The organism is Cellulophaga sp. HaHaR_3_176, assembly GCF_019021925.1.
GTDB lineage: Bacteria > Bacteroidota > Bacteroidia > Flavobacteriales > Flavobacteriaceae > Cellulophaga.
Genome location: NZ_CP058990.1, coordinates 259,139 through 281,165 on the forward strand (window position 1 = coordinate 259,139; position 22,027 = coordinate 281,165).

Here is a 22,027-nt window from a genome sequence, read left to right on the forward strand (position 1 = left end):
CAACTTTAGACTTACACAATTATTCTAGTATAAAAGAATTATCTTTATAGTACTTACGAATTACAATAATATATAGTTTACTTATGAAAAAAAAATTACTCCTAATACTTACCGTTTTTAGTGTTTTTTTTGGTTTTAGCCAAGATGATGAAGATGGTCGCGCACTTTTAAGAGGTAAAGTATTGTACAGAAACAGTAGCGTTCAAAACGAAAATGTAATTAATGTAACTACTGAAAAAGGAGTTATTACGAACAAACAGGGTGAATATGCCATTAATGTAAAACTAGGAGACGAACTTGTTTTTATGGCTCTAAACTACCAAATAGAGCGCGTATTTATTACCCAAGATATTTTAGATAACAATAGGTTGGTTGTAGAAGTAAACGAAAAAGTTACCGAATTAGATGAGGTGGTTGTTGGCCCAGAAAACCAAGAAGCTTTTTTGAAACTTAAAAACGAAGAGTTTAAACAGTACACTTATGAAATTGACCGTACTACCGAAGTTGAAAATGTAGCCTTGTCAGAAGCAGAGCGCGGTATGCAAAACGGTTTGAATCTAAAAAATATTTATAAAGCTATAGCTAAAGGATTAAAAGGCGAAAATGGCGAGGTAGTAGAGCAAAAGAAGATGAAGGTTAGCGATGTGTTACGCCAAGTATACGACGATTCTTTTTTTGTAAACGATTTGCAATTACCACAAGATAAAATAAACGCCTTTTTATATTATTGCGATTCTCGATTGCCAGAACAATCGCTATTGAAAAAAACAAATGAGTTTGAATTGATTGATTTTTTAGTAACTCAGAGTAAAGAATTTAAGAAGAGCATAAATGAAGATGAGTAAACTATTTTTTGTTTGCTTTTTTATAGGTGTTGGTGTTGTAAATGCTCAAGATTTATTCAATAAAGAAATTAGTGGTAAAGTGTCTAGTGCCGACGGTGATGTTGCAGCTACACATGTATTAAACATAACTTCTGATAAATTTGCAATTACAGATATTGATGGTGATTTTAAAATAGAAGCAAAGCTTAATGATACTTTGGTATTTTCGGCAGTACAATTTAAAAGAAAAGAGATTGTAGTAACTACCGATATTTTAGCCACAAAAAGTATTGTTATATATGTAGAGCCTGCAATGAATGTGCTTGAAGAAATTGTGGTAATGCCTTATAATTTATCGGGCGATTTATCGCGAGATGCACAAAATGGTAGGCCCGTGATAGTCGCATCAACATTAGGGCTGCCAAACTCTTTCGTAACCCGAAAAACAAAAGCAGAACGAGATTATATGCAAGCGAAATCTGGCGGTTTTTTGAGTCCCACAGCATTATTAAACATGTTAACAGGTAGGCGAAAAGATACTAGAGAGCGTATGATAAGAGAGCAGACTTATGCCAGAACAGAACGTGTTCGTGATTTTTATTCGGAGTATGCTTACAAGAACGAATTGAATATAGAAGAAGGTAAAATTGACGATTTTATGTACTTCTGTGAAGTAGACCCTAGGTTTCCAGGAATTGTAGATACACATGATAAAATAAAGATTTGGGAGTTTTTGCGCAACAAAAGCGTATTATACCGAAAAAATAATAATATAGAAACACCAGAAGGTTTTAATATAACAGCAGCAGATTTTAAAAAGGAGTGAAGTAACCTTTAACCTAAATATCATTTGACAAGCCAACTCAAATTTAGTGTACTACTTACTTGCATACTCATTTGTTTTGTGAGCAATGCACAAGAGCAAACTGTTTTTTTGCGAGGTAATGTAAAAGTTGAGCATAATGATGTAGATGGTATTCACGTACAAAACACGACTACCCAAAAAGCTACAATTACCGATGCCTATGGTTATTTTTCGATACCAGTACGTTTAAATGATACCCTCGTTTTTTCAGCAATACAACTACAAGAGAAAAAATTTACCATCACCCAAACCTTATTAGCTACAAAAAGTATTGTTGTACTAATGCAAGAGGCCGAAAATGCATTAGATGAAGTAGTGGTTATGCCGTATAACTTATCGGGCGATTTATCAAAAGATGCAAATAATTTAAAACAAGATGTAGTTACATCAGTATCATTAGGTTTACCTAATGCGTTTATGAAAAAGAGAACCCATGAAGAACTTCAGCTAGAAGAAGCAGATAGGGGAGTGATGTTCATTGTAACGCCAATTGGTTTTATAATTAATACACATAAATTATTAAATAGAATATCTGGACGAACAGCAATGTTAGAAAAAGCCGTTGTGAATTACGATAATGATGCTCTGATTGATGAACTAATATCGTATTACCCAGATGATGTTTTAGAGCGAGATTTAAAAATACCAGCTTCTGATGTACATAAGTTTAGATATTATTGCGAAACAGATGCTACTTTTAAAACTTTAATGGAAGAAAAAGATCTTTTAAAAATTTGGAATTTTTTAGATGATAAGAGTGTTACTTTTTTAGAGAACAACGAAGTAGAATAACTTATTTTTGGCACACCATTTGTTTTAAAAACGATATAATAACAAAGAATGAAAACATTAAAAAAAAGCCTATTACTACTAGTATTGCCATTAATAGCATTTACCGCAGCACATAAATTTTACGTAAGTGTTACCAATGTTATGTATTCAGATAAAGATGAAGCCATACAAATTACAACGCGTATTTTTATTGATGATTTAGAAAAAGCGCTTGAAGAAAGGTATGAGGTCTCTACAAAAATGGCAACTAAAAAAGAAATAGAAGATGTTGATTATTACGTTGAAAAATACCTGAAATCTAAGTTTTTAGTTTTTTTAGATGGAACGCAGAAAGAATATACATATATAGGTAAAAAGTACGATAATGATGTGATTGTTTGTTACATAGAAGTTGCAAATGTTAAAATGGCTACACTAAAATCTATCGCAATCATAAACGAGGTATTAACGGGTATGTTTGATGAGCAGCAGAATGTTGTTCATTTTAAGCTAAATAATGAAAAGAAAAGCTACGTATTAGGTAGAGAAAATAATAAAGGAATGTTAAACTTCTAAAAATACGTTAATAGATTCTTAAAAAAGCTTTATTTTTCGCAACGACTAATTAAATTAATCTCATATATGTACAAGATCAAGTATTGCTTTATGGCATTATTGTTTGTAGCGACGACTATACTTAGCGCGCAAGAACAAGATGCTAAAGAAAAAACTGCGCCACATGGCAATGTAAATAAGTTTAAACAAATGTATGAAGAGTTTTCTACTCCGAATACATACAGATCAGCATCAGGAGCTCCAGGTCCAAATTATTATCAGCAACAAGCCGATTATAAAATGGATATTACTTTGGACGACAAGAATGCTAAAATCTACGGAGAAGAAACAATTACCTACATTAATAACTCGCCAGATAATTTAGAGTTTTTATGGTTACAGTTAGATCAAAATGTTCGTACAAAAGATACTAAGGCTAAATTAAAAAACGGATCATCAGTACCTGTTGCAAATACAGTAGAAACTTTTGCAAAAGCGTATATGAAAGAAAATTTTGATGGTGGTTTTAATATCGAGTTTGTAAAAGACTCAAACGGTAAGGCATTGCCTTATACCATCAACCAAACCATGATGCGTATTGATTTGCCAACACCATTAAAAAGTAAAGATCAAATTTCTTTTTCTGTAAAATGGAATTATAACATACCTGATCATACTGTTGATAGAGCAAGATCTGGTTATGAGTTTTTTCCGGAAGATGGTAACCGCGCCTATGTAATTGCACAATTCTTTCCTAGAATGGCAGTATACAGCGATGTTGAAGGATGGCAGAACCACCAATTTTGGGGTAACGGCGAATTTGCTTTACCATTTGGTGATTACGATGTAAATATTACAGTACCTGCAGATCATATTTTAGATGCAACAGGAGATTTACAAAACATGAAAGATGTTTTTTCTAAAGAAATGATTGGCCGTTATGAAATGGCTAAAAAATCTTTTGATAAGCCAGTTATAATTGTAACACAAGCAGAAGCAGAAGCAGCAGAAAAAGGTTTTTCTGAAAAAACAAAAACATGGAAGTTTAAGGCTAAAAATGTTAGAGATTACGGTTTTGCAACCTCTCGTAAGTTTATCTGGGATATGCAAAATGTAAAATTAGGAAATGGAAAAACGTCTATGGCGGTTTCTTTATACCCTAAAGAAGGTAACCCATTATGGGAAGAGTATTCTACAAAAGCAGTAGCACATACATTACGTTCGTACTCTGCACATACTTTTGATTACCCATATTCAAAAGCAATATCGGTACATGCAAAAAACCAAGGTATGGAGTACCCGATGATTTGCTGGAACTACGGTAGACCAGAAAAAGATGGTACCTATTCTGATAGAGTAAAATACGGGATGATTAGTGTGATTATACATGAAGTAGGTCATAACTTTTTTCCAATGATTGTAAATTCTGATGAACGCCAATGGGGTTGGATGGATGAAGGTTTAGATACTTTTATGCAATACATGGCAGAGCAAGAATTCGGAGAAGCATTTCCTGAAGCAATTGCTCCAAATGATAAATACCCATCACGAAGAGGTGAGCCATCTAAAATTGTAGACTACATGAGTGGTGATCAAGATTTTATTGCTCCAATTATGTCAAATCCTGAAAATGTTTATCAATTAGGGAACAATGCATACGGTAAGCCAGCAACAGCATTAAATATTTTAAGAGAAACAGTAATGGGTAGAGAGTTATTTGACCATGCTTTTAAAACATATGCTCACAGATGGATGTTTAAGCACCCTAGTCCTGAAGATTTCTTTAGAACAATGGAAGATGCTTCGGCAGTAGATTTAGATTACTATTGGAGAGGCTGGTTCTACAGTACTGAATTTGTAGATATAGGTGTTTCAAGTGTTAAAAAATATGTAGTATCTGATAAGCCAACTGCAAAAATGAAAGAATATGCAGCGGCAAGAAATCAGAATATAAAAGATTTACCACCATTAGTGTATTTAGCTGAAGAAGGTACAGAAGATTATAATGAAAAATCGAATGGTAAATTACCATCAGAAATTTCTAAGCCTTTAAAAGAATTTATGATGGATAACATGACTGCTGAAGAAAGAGCAGCAGTTAAAGAGCCTAAATTCTTTTACGAAGTTACTTTTAACAAGCCAGGTGGTATACCAATGCCACTTATTGTAGAGTACACGTATGGTGATGGTACAATGGAAACAATTACCTACCCAGCTGAAATTTGGAGAAAGAATGATAAAGAGATTTCTTATGTATTATCATTACAAAAAGAGTTGGTAAGTGTAGTCGTAGATCCGAAGGCAGAAACTGCTGATATTGATACTACAAATAACTCTTGGCCTAAAAAAGATGTTCAGTCTGATTTTGATAAATTTAAAGGAAGTCAAAAAAACTAAGAAGATTATTTTAAAATAGTTGTTTAAACCCCATTTTCGATACATTCGAAAATGGGGTTTCTTATTTGTTAAATGTTTAAATATAGCATGTAGGTTTTCGTATTTTTTTTATTACACTCACAAACTTCTCTTTATATTTGTATCATGTATACGACTATGTTTTTATTTATCAGTGGTGCAGAGATATTCTTCATCATGTTTATAGTGGTTATGGTCTTCGGAGCCGATAAGATTCCTGATATAGCAAAAGGTTTAGGGAAAGGTATGCGTCAACTAAAAGATGCTACAGAAGATATTAAGCAAGAAATACAGAAAAGTGCTGACAAGCAAGGAATTGATACAAACTTCACTAAGGATATTAAAAAAGAAATAGAAAAGGTTAAAGAAAGCGTTAATGAAGTTACTGGCGTAATTAAGAGAAAGTAATATATGCTCGAAAAATTGTTAACCTGGGATAGGGAAACTTTTATTTATTTGAATAGTCTCGGTATTGAAAAATACGATCACTTTTGGAGCTTTGCGACAAATATTTCTACTTGGATTCCTCTTTACGTATTATTTGCTTACCTGTTACTTACTAAAAAACCCAACAAAGAAGACTGGCGAAAATTTGCCACTGTATTTCTAATGCTAATTTTTGTTTTAGCATTAACAGGCATCACTAAAGAGTGGGTGGGTAGGTTGCGACCTAGTATCGACGAAAATATAAATACATTAATACGCATCGTAAAAGCATCAAACGGATTCAGTTTTTTTTCAGGCCATTCTGCTTTTTCATTCTCCTTAACAACAATAATAGTCTTGTTTTTAAAACATAAATACAAGTGGGTATGGGTATTTTATATATGGCCATTTTTTTTAGCCTTTAGCCGTATTTATGTAGGTGTACATTATCCAGTAGATTTAATTACAGGAGCCACTGTAGGCATCTTATCTGCAAACCTTTTTGTTGCTATTTACCTTAGGTTTATAGCACACGACTCATCGTTAAGCCATCTCTAACAGGTAATAAAACGGTTTCTACTCTAGGGTCTTCTTTTAGTTTTTTATTATAATCTAATAAAATTTTAGTGGCTTTATCTTTTGGGTCTAAAGGCTCTACCACTTTCCCAGACCAAAGTACATTGTCAGATAATATAATACTACCAGGCCTAACCTTTTTCATAACAGCTTCAAAATACAAATCGTAACTTGTTTTTTGCGCATCAATAAAAACCAAATCAAATATTATATCTAATTCGGGGATCACCTGTAATGCATCACCTGTATGTTGTATTATTTGGTTTCCGAATCCGCTTTTGTCAAAATAACGGCGTTGCATACTGTTTAATTCTTCATTTACATCAATAGTGTGTAATGCACCATTTTTTTGTAAACCTTCAGCAAGGCATATTGCAGAGTAGCCAGTGTAGGTGCCAATTTCTAAAATATGCTTAGGGTTTAGCAGTTTTGAAAACATACTTAATACTCTACCTTGAAAATGACCCGTAATCATTCGAGGTTGAATTACTTTTAGGTGTGTTTCGCGCGTAAGTTCTTTTAAAACTTCAGGTTCGTTTTCAGAACTATTGGCAATGTAATCCTCTAATAAAGGTGATAGAAAATGCATGAGTGTTATTTTGGCAAAAATAGATATTAAATAGTAACTTGAAAAAAACTATTTTGTAAATGAGTGATATACGTATTCGGACTGCAACATTAAATGATTTGCCTATTCTTTTAAATTTTGAACAAAGTATTGTAAAAGCAGAACGCCCTTTTGATGTTACTTTGGCTGCAGACCCAATTAGTTATTATGATATTGAAACCTTACTCTCAGATACAAATAGTAAAGTTGTAGTTGCTACAGATGGTGAAAAGATAGTAGGCAGTGGTTTTGGAGTTATTAAAAATGCAAGTAATTATTTAGAACATGACACCTATGCAAACTTTCATTTTATGTATGTAGACCTCGATTATAGAGGTAAAGGTATTAATGCTTTAATTATAGATGATTTAAAAAAATGGGCAAATGCACAAGGAATTTTTGAAATACGCCTTACTGTTTATAATGATAATATAGCTGCAATAAAGGCTTATGAAAAAGTAGGTTTTAAAAAGCATATTATTGAAATGCGTTTGGAGCAATCTTCTACAAATACCCATCACTTAAATTAAATTTGAAATCGTAATTTTGAAAAAAAGAAAATTGTCCATGGAGTTTCAGAACACTTTAGAGTTTGCTCAAAAATTAGATAAAGAAGATAAATTACATTCGTATAGAGATGAGTTTTATTTTCCGAAAGTAAATGGTAAGCAAGTAATTTATTTTACAGGAAACTCACTAGGCTTGCAACCTAAGCGAACAAAAAAGTTTGTTGATGAAGTAATGACTGATTGGGCAGAATTGGCTGTAGAAGGTCATTTTCATGCCGATAAATCTTGGTGGGATTATCATGAACGATTGGCAGCGCCATTGGCAAAAGTAGTAGGTGCAAAAACGGAAGAGGTTTCGGTAATGAATACCTTATCTGTAAATCTGCACTTATTAATGGTTTCCTTTTACAGACCTACTCAAAAAAGATTTAAAATTTTATGTGAAGAAAAGGCCTTTCCGTCTGATCAATATATGCTTAAAAGTCAAGTTCGCTTTCACGGTTTAAACCCAGATGATGCTATTGTTGAAGTTAAAAAGCGTGAAGGAGAAAACCATTGGAGAACAGAAGATGTTTTAGCAAAAATTAAAGAAGTTGGAGACGAATTGGCATTAGTTTTAATAGGCGGTGTAAACTATTATAACGGGCAAGTTTTTGATATGGAAACCATTACAAAAGCGGGTAAAGATGCTGGTGCTTTTGTAGGTTGGGATTTGGCTCATGGTGTAGGTAATGTGGCTCTTAAATTAAACGAATGGGGAGCAGATTTTGCTGCTTGGTGTAGTTATAAGTATATGAATAGTGGCCCAGGGCACGCTTCTGGGATATACATAAATGAAAAATATTTAGGAAAAGAAGACATACCTAGATTTGAAGGCTGGTGGGGAACTAAAAAAGAAACTCGGTTTTTAATGAAACCAGAGTTTGAGCCAATGGAAAATGCTGATGCTTGGCAAATTAGTAATGCACCCATTTTAGCGATGGCACCTTATTTAGCCTCTTTAGAAATGTTTGAAGAAGTAGGTATGGAAGTTTTAATTGAAAAAAGAACTACAATTGTAGCTTATTTAGAGTTTATACTTCATGAAATTGATGCTGAGGTAGATGGCTCTTTTGAGATTATTACACCTGCAGATAGAGGTTGCCAGTTATCTGTTTTTTTACACGGACACGGAAAAGAGTTATTCGATTTTTTAATGAAAAATGGCGTAATTACCGATTGGAGAGAACCGAATGTAATTCGTTTAGCGCCAGCACCATTTTATTGCTCTTATGAAGATATGTACCGATTTGGTCAGCTTTTAAAGAAAGGCATTTTAGAGAAGTAGATAACAAACAGCTAAATTTTAAATGAAATCACTAAGGCTAATTCTCTCTACCCTCGTTATTTTAGGCCAGCTTGGATTTTTGCTAGTTTAAATTTACTATTTGATACTAGGAGCTTCTTTTATTTTAAAAAAAGAAGCTCCTAAAATTATTACTTTACTTCTAAACCTGTAAAGTGTAAATTAAAATTGCCTTCTGCATTTTTATGTGTTTGTGCAATTTTCAAACCATTTAACTCTTTGTAATCTTCCCAAGTTGTAGCCATAGAAGGTTCTGTCTGGTTTCCTTTTCTAAAAACCCATTCTTTTATGATGTAGTCATCGTTAAAATAAAAGTCATAAGCATCACCTGGCGTATAACCACCTTCATTGCTATAAACAATAGTAAGTTTTTGCATTTGATTTTTGCTTATTGGAGCTTCAGTAGTGGTTGCATGTTCGTATTTAAAATTGTTTTGATCCCAAATTAATTGGTAAGGAGCAAGCAACCAAAACTTATCATTTATAAAACCTCCATTTGTTTTTTTAGTAATACTATCTAACAAATTTCTATTATATCTAATGGTTTCTTTAGCATCTTTTGCAGTCACATCATTTTCTTTAATATGCCAAATCCAATCACGCTCAAAGTGTGTTGTATCTCTTTCCACATTAAAAGTAAATTTTATTTCGTTTACTTTTTTCCAGTTTTCAAAACCATGAGCAAAAGCAACCTTTTCTAAAATTGTTTTTTCAACCTTAGGAATAGCAGCAGTTTCTTCTTGCTTTTTATCGTCTTTGCAGCTAACAACTATAAGCACAAAAAGAAGTGCTAGGCTAGTAATTTTTTTCATTTTTGAGCGTTTTTAATCAAAGATAACGGCTTTTATAGTATAAAATTTAAATCGGTAAGTTTTTGAGCGTTATAAATCCCGATAATTTGATTAATTTTGATATTCAATAAGATTTTAAAAAATGAGTTCAAAAAAAGGAAAAATACAAGAGGCTATAGACGAAAAAATGTTAGAAGAGCGCAAGGTCTTCCTTTGGGGAATGGTTGATGACGATTCTGCAAAGCATGTTATTGATCGTTTATTGTACTTAGATATGCAAAACGATAAAGAGATACAATTGTACATTAATAGTCCTGGAGGTTATGTTACTTCTGGTTTTGCAATGTATGATACTATTAAATCTTTAAAAAGTCCGGTTTCGACAATTTGTACTGGTTTAGCAGCATCAATGGGATCTATACTTTTATCTGTTGGAAAAAAAGGTAGACGTTTTATTCAACCACATGCACAGGTGATGATTCACCAACCTAGTGGAGGGGCAAGAGGTCAGGCTTCAAATATAGAAATACAGGCTAAAGAGATTATTAAAACAAAAGAGCTTAGTGCAAGAATACTAGCTGATAATTGTGGTCAAGATTACGATCGTGTTATGAAAGATTTTGATAGAGATTACTGGATGGGAGCTGAAGAGTCTATCGCATACGGTATTGTAGATGGTATTTTAGAATAGAAATTCTAAAGACATTATAAATAAAAAAGTCCTTTACTAATTTAGTAAAGGACTTTTTTATTTTATGGAGTGATTTTATTTTGCTGTAGATACAATTACACCTTTTTTAATTTGAATAATAGGAAACTCTGTTCTTCTATTTAATTCTAATTCTTCAGGAGTACAATCTTGTTTGCTAGTACACTTATTTATAGTTCTTCTTTTGCCATAACCTTTATAAGATTGAATATGATCTTTAGAAACCCCATGCGCTATTAAATATTCATAACTAGATTTTGCTCTACTTTCAGAAAGGGCATCGTTGTATCTGTCACTACCAACAGGGTCGGTATGTGCTTCTAATTTAATTATTAAATCTGGGTATGTTTCTGTCATAACTTTAACAACCTTATCAAGTTCTAAAGCAGCATCAGGCCTTATATCACTTTTGTTAAAATCAAAATAGATTTTTTTTAAGTTAGCAAGTGTTTTCAAATCTAAAATAGGATCCAAAGTAAAATCTTCACGAATAATTTTCTCAGAATTTTTAACTTTAGAAGTGGTGAAGAATATATTTTTATGAGGATGGGTTCTTCTAACCGCTTCCATCATATAATTTGCTTTTCTATTAACAGGCATTCTGTAGTATCCATTCTTGTCAGTAGTGGTTTGGGTTACAAAAGTATTTGTTGTTTGGTCAAATAATTTTATAACTACACTATCTAAAGGTTGGTTGTTTATACCATCATGTACATAGCCTTCAAGGTCTAAAGAAGGTGTGAATTTAAATTTGTAAATATCATCACCACCTTTTCCTCCATCTCTGTTAGAGCTAATGTAGCCATCAATTCCGTTAGCGTGTCCAAAGTATCCGAAATCATCGCTTGAGCTATTAATAGGTGTTCCTAAATTTATAACATCGACAATTTCATCTTCTTGATTTGATATCGTAGAGTAAACATCGAGTTGCCCAAAACCAACATGCCCGTCTGAAGAGAAAAATAATTTACCTTCTTCATTTAAAAACGGAAACATTTCATTTCCTTCTGTATTTACTTTTGGTCCTAAATTTACCGGGTTTCCGATAATTCCGCCACGTTCATGAATAGCAGAATAGTAAATGTCTGTACCTCCATAGCCTCCAGGTCTATCTGACGTGTAATAAATTCTTGTTCTCGCTTTATTAACTGTAGGGTGACCTGTAGAGAAATAATCGCTATTTATTTTAAGGTTGGCATTTACTTTCCACTCTCCATCTATCAAAGCAGCACGATAAATTTTTAAATTTATTTCTTTTTTAGAACCGTACCCTTCTTTTTTATCGTAATAGTTATTTCTAGTGAAATAAACGATAGTACTATCTTTATGATTTGTTGAAAATGTTATTGAACTTTCGTGAAATTTCGTGTTGATATCGCCTTCTATTTTTTTAGGCACAGACATCGGGTTGTTTTCTTTAACCTGGTAAATATCTAACCAAGGTTCTTCATTCCAACCATATACATCTTTATTAGAGTTATCAATTCTAGAAGATGCAAAATATAGATTGTCTTTGTCAATAAAAACTCCAAAATCACTCTCGCTAGAGTTAAATGAAACAGACTCTACATCATAACGTTGTCTACTATTAAAAACAATAGAAGCTAAGTTTCCATCTTTTAAAAATCGATCAACTCTAGAATCATTTTTATTAAATTTTCGATATTTTTTCAACCACTTTTCAGCTTCTTTTCTTTGGCCATCACTGTATAAAGCCATTCCGTATTTAAAATAATAATCAGGAGGAAGCATAGGATCGTTTATTACCGCTTCAAAATGCGGAATAGATTTTTTAAAATCTCTAATTAATAAATAACATTCTGCAAGTTGTTGGTGTGCATATTGCGTGTTTCTGTCATCTTCAACCATCTTTTCATATTCACCAATAGCTTTGATGTATGAAAATTGACTAAAATAATAATCCGCTTTTTTTTGAATACCCAATTGTGCAATTGAAAATTGACTTTGGAAAAATAATAAGCCAGCGAATAAGATTATATTTTTTGATATGTTCATTTTTTTGAGTGCCATGAGAACATTTTTTTATTTTTAATTAAAAGTCAAAACGTTAGTTTATACTTTTATAAGTAATTGGTTTTTAGAAATATCTAGGAGATTTAATAGGACCTTTTGATGGTTTTTTAAATTCGTATATAAGTATTATTTCATGGGTACCGCCAGTATAAGCACGAACAGCACTTGTTGGTAAATCGTAGGCATACCCAATTCTGAAATCTTTAGAAATTTGATAATCTGCCATAGCTCCAAAATTAGAAGCATCATTAAATCTGTAAGAAGCACCTAACCAAAACTTTTCATGAAACAAAAAACTAGCCGTTAAATCATAAGTTACAGGCGCTCCGTTAGTGAACTTTGTAATTACTGTAGGCTTGAACTTTGTATTTTCAGAAACATCAAAAACTAACCCTCCAATTGCATAGTAACTATTACGTTCAAGATTCGTAAACTCACCTTCATTTAAGTCTGTATTTAAAATTCTTGGAACAGATATACCTCCGTACCATCTGTTAGAGCCAATAAAAAAACCAGCTCCAAAATTTGGATTCCATAGGCTTGTATTGCTTGTAGCCATATCAAACACATCTGGGTCATTAAGGTTATAGTTTGTAAAACCAGCTTTTAAACCAAAAGACATTTTTACTTCACTAGTTAAAAGAACAGTGTATGAAAAATCACCATAGATATAATTAGAACTTTCATCACCCAAATCATCACGGATGTAAGAAAAACCAATACCTATTTTTTCGTTCTTTATAGGTGAATGAATGGATAGGGTAGTTGTTTGTGGGTTGCCTTCTAAACCAGCCCATTGATTTCTATGTAAAGCAGTAACATTTAAAGCTTCTCTACTACCAGCATAAGCAGGGTTTACAGAGATTGTATTGTACATGTACTGAGTAAATTGAGGTAATTGTTGCGCGTTAGAAACTAACCCTATAAACAAGGTAATAGCAATTAGATACTCTTTGTGAATCTTCATTTTTTTTTAGGTTAAGTCAAGTTTCTTAAAGTATTATTACTTGGGTTTAATACTCATTACAAAGAAAGCGTTTACTTACTTTTTTAAGTAAAATAGTTGTTTAATGACTGTTAAAATTCGTTCTGATACACGTGTGTCGATGAAGTGTAAAGTTCTATAGATGTATATGTTAGAGTCTATAAATAAAATAGCCATTACTACTTCTGTTATTGAAGTGGTAATGGCTATTTTTAAAATTTCATGAGTATTTTTTTATTCAGTACTTACATATATATAACCGTTTAGAGGTTCTAAGTCTGATCCATTTATATTTATAATAAAGTAATACGTACCTGTTGGCAAATGTGTTGAGCTACCAAATGATTTGTTAGGTGCAAAACCTCCCCAATCGTTTTGGTAATCTTTACCTTCATAAACTTTATTACCCCATCTGTTAAATATCATTACATCAAAAGTGTAGTTGCAATATTCAACTCCTGTAATTTCAAAAGTATCATTTCTGCCATCGTTGTTTGGTGTTACTGCTTTAGAAGTAATTATTTTACTAGCATCACAAGTAACACAATCACTATTTGTAATAATTGTAAAATCTACATAATATTTACAAGTACCGTCAGTAGAGCTATACTCTATTTTGTATTCATCAATTTCTAAATCGGCAGGGTTAAATATACTTCCTTCAATTGTGGTGTTTCCACTGATTAATACAAACTGACCATTAGTATCAAAACCTGCAGGTAAGAAGTTTATCAAATCAATAGCGTCATCTTCAACACAAATATCAATAAACACTTCTTCAAGTTGAGGTTGCATTACAAAAATAATCTGCTCAAATGTTTCAGTATTATTACATGAATCAGTTACAATCCATGATCTAATAATCATATAATCATTAGTTGTGTCTGAAGCATTTTGAATTTCTTCAGAAAATACAACATCAAAATTGTCACAACCACCAGAGAATGTAAGTTGTGGTACATCAGGAATTTCATCACCACAAATGATAGTTACTTCTTTGTCATAAGGACTAGATGTAATTGGCCCAGTAGGAGGCACCGTTATTGTTTGTGTAGTAGTTGTTGTATTTCCGGCACAATCTGACGCTGTCCAGGTTCTTGTTATTACATAACCAGTGGCACAATTACGATCGTTAGTCGCTGTTTCTTCAAAAACAACATCAATATCCGTATCACACGTATCAACTGCAGTTAAAATAGCAGCATCGGGAACTTCGTTACAAGCAACAGTAATATCTTGAGGTATGTTTTCAACAAACGTTGGTGCAACAGTGTCTTCTATTGTAATAACCTGAATATGTGTACGCACATTACCTACGCAATCAGTAATAACCCAAGTTCTTGTTATCGTATATTCAATTGCACAATCATCATCTTGACCTTCAATATTTTCTGAATATGTTACTGTGATTAAACAAGTGCTATTAGATGTGATATCTTCAGCATCAGGAATAGTATCACATGATTCTATTGTAATATCTTCAGGGTAATTTTCATTGCCATCATTATCAATGATGTTAACATTAGCGGTATCATTAGCTAAAATGTTTACCACGTCAGTAGATATGTTCGTTAATATCACTGAGAAGTTTTCAACATTTTCTATTGCAATATCATCTATAATAGCAATTGTAATTACTTGAGTATTATTATTAGTACTTCCGAAAGTTACTGTTTGTGTGTTTTGAGCAATACCTGAATAATCTAAACCATCAACAGCAGTACCGTTAGTGGTATAGAATTCTACCGTGAATTCATCTTGCACATCAGCATTTAGAACAACGTTTAAAGAAACTGTACCAGCATCTTCATTAACATCAATCGACGTAACATCAAACTGAACACCTAATGATGAGTCACTATCATCATTAATGATAGTAGCAGTAGCCGTGTTAGACGTAGTTCCATCTACAAAACCAGTAACAAAACCGTTAGCTGTTGAAATGTTATTTAAAAGAAATGTAAAGTTTTCATCAGATTCTATAACGGTATCTTCTGTAATTTCGATAGCTACAGATTGAGATTTAGAACTGTTCGTGAATTGTAACGTACCATTATTCTGTGTAAAGTCATTAGCATAGGTTGCAGATCCTTCAGCTGTTTGGTAGTCAACAGAAACAGTTTCACCTGCAGGAATATCACCTGTATAAGTAACCTCAAAAGAAAGTGTAACATTTTCACTAGTTGCATCACCTTCTAACGTACTATATGTAGCATTAGAAAAAGCAATACCATCACCAGGCGCTGCATTATCATCATTAATGATAGTAGCAGTAGCCGTGTTAGACGTAGTTCCATCAACAAAACCAGTAACAAAACCGTTAGCTGTTGAAATGTTATTTAAAAGAAATGTAAAGTTTTCATCAGATTCTATAACGGTATCTTCTGTAATTTCGATAGCTACAGATTGAGATTTAGAACTGTTCGTGAATTGTAACGTACCATTATTCTGTGTAAAGTCATTAGCATATGTTGCAGATCCTTCAGCTGTTTGGTAGTCAACAGAAACAGTTTCACCCGCAGGAATATCACCTGTATAAGTAACCTCAAAAGAAAGTGTAACATTATCACTAGTTGCATCACCTTCTAATGTACTGTATGTAGCATTAGAAAAAGCAATACCATCACCAGGCGCTGCATTATCATCATTAATGATAGTAGCAGTGGCCGTGTTAGACGTAGCACCATCAACAAAACCAGTAACAAAACCGTTAGCTGTTGAAATGTTATTTAAAAGAACTGTAAAATTCTCATCAGATTCTATAACGGTATCTTCTGTAACTTCGATAGCTACAGATTGAGATTTAGAACTGTTCGTGAATTGTAACGTACCATTATTCTGTGTAAAGTCATTAGCATAGGTTGCAGATCCTTCAGCTGTTTGGTAGTCAACAGAAACAGTTTCACCTGCAGGAATATCACCTGTATAAGTAACCTCAAAAGAAAGTGTAACATTTTCACTAGTTGCATCACCTTCTAACGTACTATATGTAGCATTAGAAAAAGCAATACCATCACCAGGCGCTGCATTATCATCATTAATGATAGTAGCAGTAGCCGTGTTAGACGTAGTTCCATCAACAAAACCAGTAACAAAACCGTTAGCTGTTGAAATGTTATTTAAAAGAACTGTAAAGTTTTCATCAGATTCTATAACGGTATCTTCTGTAATTTCGATAGCTACAGATTGAGATTTAGAACTGTTCGTGAATTGTAAGGTACCATTATTCTGTGTAAAGTCATTAGCATAGGTTGCAGATCCTTCAGCTGTTTGGTAGTCAACAGAAACAGTTTCACCCGCAGGAATATCACCTGTATAAGTAACCTCAAAAGAAAGTGTAACATTTTCGCTAGTTGCATCACCTTCTAACGTACTATATGTAGCATTAGAAAAAGCAATACCATCACCAGGCGCTGCATTATCATCATTAATGATAGTAGCAGTAGCCGTGTTAGACGTAGCACCATCAACAAAACCAGTAACAAATCCGTTAGCTGTTGAAATGTTGTTTAAAAGAACTGTAAAATTCTCATCAGATTCTATAACGGTATCTTCTGTAACTTCGATAGCTACAGATTGAGATTTAGAACTGTTCGTGAATTGTAAGGTACCATTATTCTGTGTAAAGTCATTAGCATAGGTTGCAGATCCTTCAGCTGTTTGGTAGTCAACAGAAACAGTTTCACCCGCAGGAATATCACCTGTATAAGTAACCTCAAAAGAAAGTGTAACATTTTCGCTAGTTGCATCACCTTCTAACGTACTATATGTAGCATTAGAAAAAGCAATACCATCACCAGGCGCTGCATTATCATCATTGATAATAGTAGCAGTAGCCGTGTTAGACGTAGTTCCATCAACAAAACCAGTAACAAAACCGTTAGCTGTTGAAATGTTATTTAAAAGAACTGTAAAGTTTTCATCAGATTCTATAACGGTATCTTCTGTAATTTCGATAGCTACAGATTGAGATTTAGAACTGTTCGTGAATTGTAAGGTACCATTATTCTGTGTAAAGTCATTAGCATAGGTTGCAGATCCTTCAGCTGTTTGGTAGTCAACAGAAACAGTTTCACCTGCAGGAATATCACCTGTATAAGTAACCTCAAAAGAAAGTGTAACATTTTCGCTAGTTGCATCACCTTCTAACGTACTATATGTAGCATTAGAAAAAGCAATACCATCACCAGGCGCTGCATTATCATCATTAATGATAGTAGCAGTGGCCGTGTTAGACGTAGCACCATCAACAAAACCAGTAACAAAACCGTTAGCTGTTGAAATATTATTTAAAAGAACTGTAAAGTTTTCATCAGATTCTATAACGGTATCTTCTGTAACTTCGATAGCTACAGATTGAGATTTAGAACTGTTCGTGAATTGTAAGGTACCATTATTCTCTGTAAAGTCATTAGCATAGGTTGCAGATCCTTCAGCTGTTTGGTAGTCAACAGAAACAGTTTCACCTGCAGGAATATCACCTGTATAAGTAACCTCAAAAGAAAGTGTAACATTTTCGCTAGTTGCATCACCTTCTAATGTACTGTATGTAGCATTAGAAAAAGCAATACCATCACCAGGCGCTGCATTGTCGTTGTCAGTAATAGTACCTATACCTGTGTTATCTGTAAATGTAGCTATACCATCATTGTGACTTAGAATAACATTAAATGTTTCCGTAGGTTCAATAAAGCTATCGTCAATTGTCGCAACATCAAAAGTTACAGTAGTTGAATTAGCGCTTAAAATTAAATTAGTAGGCCCCGAATAATCACTATTAATTGTTGTATTATTTGTGTAAGTCAAATCTAGAGCAATGTCTTGCGGAATTGTATTAGACGCTGTAATTGTGAATGTAATAGCATTACCTTCGATAGCTGATGCATTATTAATACTTAACTCAGGAGCAACATATAAGGTAGCTTTATTTGTGCTAGTTTCAGGCGAACATAAATTTTCACTATCTGTAGCGACTAATTGATATTCATATGAATTATAAGTAGTTGTTATATTAGTCAGGTTTAAAGTCGTAGTAGTAGCTCCACTATATATACCGCCATTGGTGATTGCATTCCAAGAAGCACCATTATCAGTACTTACCAACCATTGATACGTTAATCCAGTTCCTGAAAAGGCACCAGTAAAAGAAGTTGAACCATTATTAAGAACAATAGCATCAACTGGTTGTGTGGTTACACTAACTATTTGGTTAGGCGTAATAACTCTAGAATGGTTTCCTGTATATCCTCCTTGACCAGTAACTAAACCAGTAGCATCAACACTTACAGGAGAATTTCCTAAATAACCATCAGCATCAGGATCAGTATGACCTGCTTCAATTGCATCAACACAAGCATCACCATCACTATCATTATCAAAGTGATCAGGTAAGCTATCTCCGTCTGTATTTTGTTCAAGACATGAAGACACGCGTACTGCAAAATCATCAAAAACAGAATAGGATACATTTCCATCATTTTGTTGATTATATGCATAAATACGAACGGTATATGTTGTGTTTTCTTCAAGATTGAATTTAACTCCTATAGGTGTTAAATCGAAAAATTCAGAAATACCATCGCTTGGGTAGTGAATACGAATATCAGAATTTAATAATACTGAGGTTGCAAAATTATCTTTTGATATTGCTATAGCAGCATCATAAGCATTACCTACAGTGGTACCATCAGAATTTCTATACCAGTTTAGCCCCATACGTTCAATAGTAGGGCTAATTAGATTAGATGCAGTCGTAAAGCTAACTTCAACATACTCACTTTGCTGGCGAGCATCTACATAGTTATCAGAACTTAAGCTTGTTAACTGTAATTCAGACCCAGGCGTTGCACTGTTTAAACCACTACCAACACTAACATTTGAAATGTTTGATGTAAGCCAGTTTGTAATAGCAGGGTTCTGAACAAAATCATTTGTTTTTGTTCCGCTTGGAGAATTAAATTCCCATGCAAAATAATCATCGTTGATGCATTCTTCGGCTTCATTAGCATCAGTAATACCATCATTATCATCATCTAAATCAGTAATATCATCGATACCATCATTATCATTATCGTTATCGTTATCTTCAATTATAATAATTGGATTTGATAATGAAAAAATGATATTTGGAGCAAGAGCATTAGCGAATAATGGTGCTGTACCTGTGTAGCTAGGTGAAACAAAAAATTGTTCGGTATTCTCAGCAACTGTATCATCGTTAATACTGAAATTTTCAGTTAAAATTTGCCTATCTGTACCGCTAAAAGTTAGTGTAGCAGAATTACCAGTATAATCAGATGGTTGTATTGCACTTCCGTTACTTAATGTATAGTTGATATTAAAAGGATTTTGAGTAGTGCCATCAAGCGTAAATGTGTAAGGAATACTTCCAACATCTTCTTTAACCATTAAACTTTCAACAATTATAATAGCAACATCATTGTCGTGTATTCTAAGCGCACTTTTTTCCGTGTTTATACCAACTCTAGAAGGTCCAGAACCGTATTTAGTTGCTTCAGCGCTATTTCTAGATTTTATACCATGAAACTCTTCAGATGATTCTACTAATTCATCATCAATAGTAGGGATTGGAATGAAAATTTCAGTACCTGCTGCAGAATTACGAGGAAAAGAAACGGTAGTATTAAAACCATTGAAATCTAATCCGTTAGTTGCAGGATGTGTAGATGTAGCATCTTCTAAAACATTAAAATCAATATTATAAGACTCTTCTATACCTACATATTGTTGGCCACTAGAATTTGTATCAGTCGATAAAAATAATCGATATTGTATTGTTCCACCTTCAGTAATATCATAATTACCACCTGTTACGTATGCAATATCGGTATCAATTATAGTTCCTATACCTTCGCCATCATCAACTGTTGCTAAAGAGCTTGAGGTGCTAATATTAATACTAAAATTTTGCTGTGTAGCCTCTACCCAGTCATCATCAATAGCAGCTACATTAAAGGAAACACTACTAGCGTTAGCAGGTAGAGTTACAGTTGTAGGACCATTATAATCAGCATTTGTTGTTGTATTGTTTGAATATGCTAAATTAATTACAATAGGTTGGTTTGCAGGACTAGGGTTTGTGATTGTAAAAACTAAATTATCACCCTCAACAGCTGAAGCATCATTAATTGAAAGTTCAGAAGGGCTTGGGTTAACAGTTATACTAACTGTTGATGTGTCGCAAACAGATTGGTTTGGAGCAGGTAAACATACTTGAACTGTGAAAGTATCTGTACCTATAAATCCAGCATTTGGTATATATGAAAAAGAACCATCAGTATTAACTGATAGAGACCCATTTGAAGGAGAAGAGTTTTCTGTATAAACAGAACCTACTGGAGTATTGTCATTGGTAGCAACATTGCCATTAAATACTTTTTCGAAGTCCGTATCAAATGTATCATCTATAGCATATGTTTGCAAAAGGAAAAATTTACCATCACCATGATCTTGGGTTGCACCAATATATTTTATTGATGTTATTATAGATCCTGTAGGTGCAATGCTAGATAGTTCATACATGGCTATACCAATAGCAGATCCATTATCATTAACTCTACCACTATTCCAATAATCAGAAGTGGCAGTGTTTGGTGGGGCTTGTGGGCCAGCACTTCCCATTCGGTTTCCATTTCTAATAAATGTAGTACCTAACAATTGCTCAGCTCCACCACCAACTGGTGTCCCATACATTTCAACATATAAACAGTTATTTCCAGCTCTTTCTGTAACAGCTAAAATCCCATCTGCATTTGATGGAATACCTGGGTTGTAACGAATAGTTTGTACTTGAGAATTTGTTGTATTTACCTTACTAGAATCTTCACAAAAATCATCTCCATTATTATAGGATTCAAAATAATGGTTTAAGTTTAGAGATTGGTAAGCAAGTATAGCTTCATCACTCCAGTTGCTACTGTCACTTCCGCTAACAATTTCACTACCATTTTTATTAATAACATTTTCTGAATGGCCACTAGGTCCAACTGAAGTTAGTTCATATGAAGAGGGTACTACAAAAGTGGTATAATCAAATCCGTTAATAGTAATCGTAGCTATTGTAGCAGGATCGTCATTATTAGATTGGTTGTCAGCCCAATTAAATGTAACACCAGTATTAATTCCTTGTGAAAAAATAGTTGTGCTAAAACCTAAAAATAAGAATAAAATTAAAAGACGGATAAGTCCGGTAGGTTTTTTCTTGTAATGTCGATTTGGAGTAAAATTATGCATAGGCTAAAATATTTGGGAGATAATCGTTTCCGAAAAATTTGAAGTGTTATTTGATGATCAGTAGGTTTTTATTGAGGTACAAATAAAAGATATGTTAAAAATATTTTGTTAATTTTTTCTATTGATAACGCCTATTATCGATTAAAGACCTTCAATTCGTTTAAGTGTATTTTTAATCTGATATGTGCATTTAAGATAGTAAAGTGTAAAATCGATGAACTACTTTTATTTTCTTTGAACTACTTTTAAATTGTTGGTGATTAGTCTTTTGAATGTTTATTTTTTTAAGTTTTAACAAGTGTTTTGGTTGTTGAAAAAAATGTTTATTTAAGGGAAATGAAACCTTAATTAATGTTCAACAA

15 protein-coding genes are annotated in these 22,027 nt (G+C 33.2%); 10 read left to right on the top strand and 5 right to left on the bottom strand.

Annotated features, from left to right (window positions below; translation table 11 throughout):
- Positions 1 to 83 precede the first annotated feature (83 nt).
- The 7 genes from H0I23_RS01175 to H0I23_RS01205 all read left to right on the top strand — a co-directional run bounded on the left by H0I23_RS01175 (position 84) and on the right by H0I23_RS01205 (position 6,414).
- Entirely contained in the window at positions 84 to 845 is a 762-nt protein-coding gene (locus H0I23_RS01175) for a carboxypeptidase-like regulatory domain-containing protein (protein WP_216784651.1), read from the top strand.
- A complete protein-coding gene (locus tag H0I23_RS01180; protein WP_254073630.1) occupies positions 838 to 1,650 on the top strand; it encodes a carboxypeptidase-like regulatory domain-containing protein in 813 nt (270 codons plus the stop codon). The genes H0I23_RS01175 and H0I23_RS01180 overlap by 8 nt, the downstream gene beginning before the upstream one ends.
- A 78-nt stretch (positions 1,651 to 1,728) precedes the next feature.
- Positions 1,729 to 2,481, top strand: coding sequence for a carboxypeptidase-like regulatory domain-containing protein (locus H0I23_RS01185; protein WP_216784653.1), 753 nt, complete (start codon positions 1,729 to 1,731; stop codon positions 2,479 to 2,481).
- 48 nt (positions 2,482 to 2,529) lie between these two features.
- Positions 2,530 to 3,036, top strand: coding sequence for a DUF6702 family protein (locus H0I23_RS01190; RefSeq protein ID WP_216784654.1), 507 nt, complete (start codon positions 2,530 to 2,532; stop codon positions 3,034 to 3,036).
- A gap of 66 nt (positions 3,037 to 3,102) precedes the next feature.
- Positions 3,103 to 5,412, top strand: coding sequence for a M1 family metallopeptidase (locus H0I23_RS01195; RefSeq protein WP_216784655.1), 2,310 nt, complete (start codon positions 3,103 to 3,105; stop codon positions 5,410 to 5,412).
- Positions 5,413 to 5,556: 144 nt separating this feature from the next.
- A complete protein-coding gene (locus H0I23_RS01200) occupies positions 5,557 to 5,838 on the top strand; it encodes a twin-arginine translocase TatA/TatE family subunit (RefSeq protein ID WP_216784656.1) in 282 nt (93 codons plus the stop codon).
- Between the two features lie 3 nt (positions 5,839 to 5,841).
- Complete coding sequence (locus H0I23_RS01205; RefSeq protein WP_216784657.1) at positions 5,842 to 6,414, top strand: phosphatase PAP2 family protein; 573 nt, start codon at positions 5,842 to 5,844, stop codon at positions 6,412 to 6,414.
- Here the strand turns inward: H0I23_RS01205 and H0I23_RS01210 are convergent.
- Positions 6,380 to 7,021, bottom strand: a complete 642-nt coding sequence (locus H0I23_RS01210; protein WP_216784658.1) for an O-methyltransferase — start codon at positions 7,019 to 7,021, stop codon at positions 6,380 to 6,382. The genes H0I23_RS01205 and H0I23_RS01210 overlap by 35 nt on opposite strands.
- Before the next feature lie 59 nt (positions 7,022 to 7,080).
- On the opposite strand from H0I23_RS01210, the gene H0I23_RS01215 reads away from it, so the two are divergent.
- Positions 7,081 to 7,569 (top strand): GNAT family N-acetyltransferase, encoded by a 489-nt coding sequence (locus tag H0I23_RS01215; RefSeq protein WP_216784659.1) that lies wholly within the window; start codon positions 7,081 to 7,083, stop codon positions 7,567 to 7,569.
- Positions 7,570 to 7,606: 37 nt separating this feature from the next.
- The gene (gene kynU / locus H0I23_RS01220; protein WP_216784660.1) at positions 7,607 to 8,875 is read left to right on the top strand and encodes a kynureninase; all 1,269 of its coding nucleotides are present in this window, start codon (positions 7,607 to 7,609) and stop codon (positions 8,873 to 8,875) included.
- A gap of 149 nt (positions 8,876 to 9,024) precedes the next feature.
- Here kynU and H0I23_RS01225 read toward each other — a convergent pair whose 3' ends face one another.
- Entirely contained in the window at positions 9,025 to 9,705 is a 681-nt protein-coding gene (locus tag H0I23_RS01225; protein WP_216784661.1) for a hypothetical protein, read from the bottom strand.
- 121 nt (positions 9,706 to 9,826) lie between these two features.
- On the opposite strand from H0I23_RS01225, the gene H0I23_RS01230 reads away from it, so the two are divergent.
- On the top strand, positions 9,827 to 10,375 hold the full coding sequence (locus tag H0I23_RS01230) for a ClpP family protease (RefSeq protein ID WP_013551063.1): 549 nt from the start codon (positions 9,827 to 9,829) through the stop codon (positions 10,373 to 10,375).
- Positions 10,376 to 10,450: 75 nt separating this feature from the next.
- Here H0I23_RS01230 and H0I23_RS01235 read toward each other — a convergent pair whose 3' ends face one another.
- The 3 genes from H0I23_RS01235 to H0I23_RS01245 form a co-directional block, all read right to left on the bottom strand.
- Positions 10,451 to 12,424, bottom strand: coding sequence for an OmpA family protein (locus H0I23_RS01235; RefSeq protein WP_216784662.1), 1,974 nt, complete (start codon positions 12,422 to 12,424; stop codon positions 10,451 to 10,453).
- A gap of 67 nt (positions 12,425 to 12,491) precedes the next feature.
- Positions 12,492 to 13,394, bottom strand: coding sequence for a type IX secretion system membrane protein PorP/SprF (locus H0I23_RS01240; protein WP_216784663.1), 903 nt, complete (start codon positions 13,392 to 13,394; stop codon positions 12,492 to 12,494).
- A gap of 252 nt (positions 13,395 to 13,646) precedes the next feature.
- The gene (locus H0I23_RS01245) at positions 13,647 to 21,665 is read right to left on the bottom strand and encodes a Calx-beta domain-containing protein (RefSeq protein WP_216784664.1); all 8,019 of its coding nucleotides are present in this window, start codon (positions 21,663 to 21,665) and stop codon (positions 13,647 to 13,649) included.
- Positions 21,666 to 22,027: the final 362 nt, after the last annotated feature.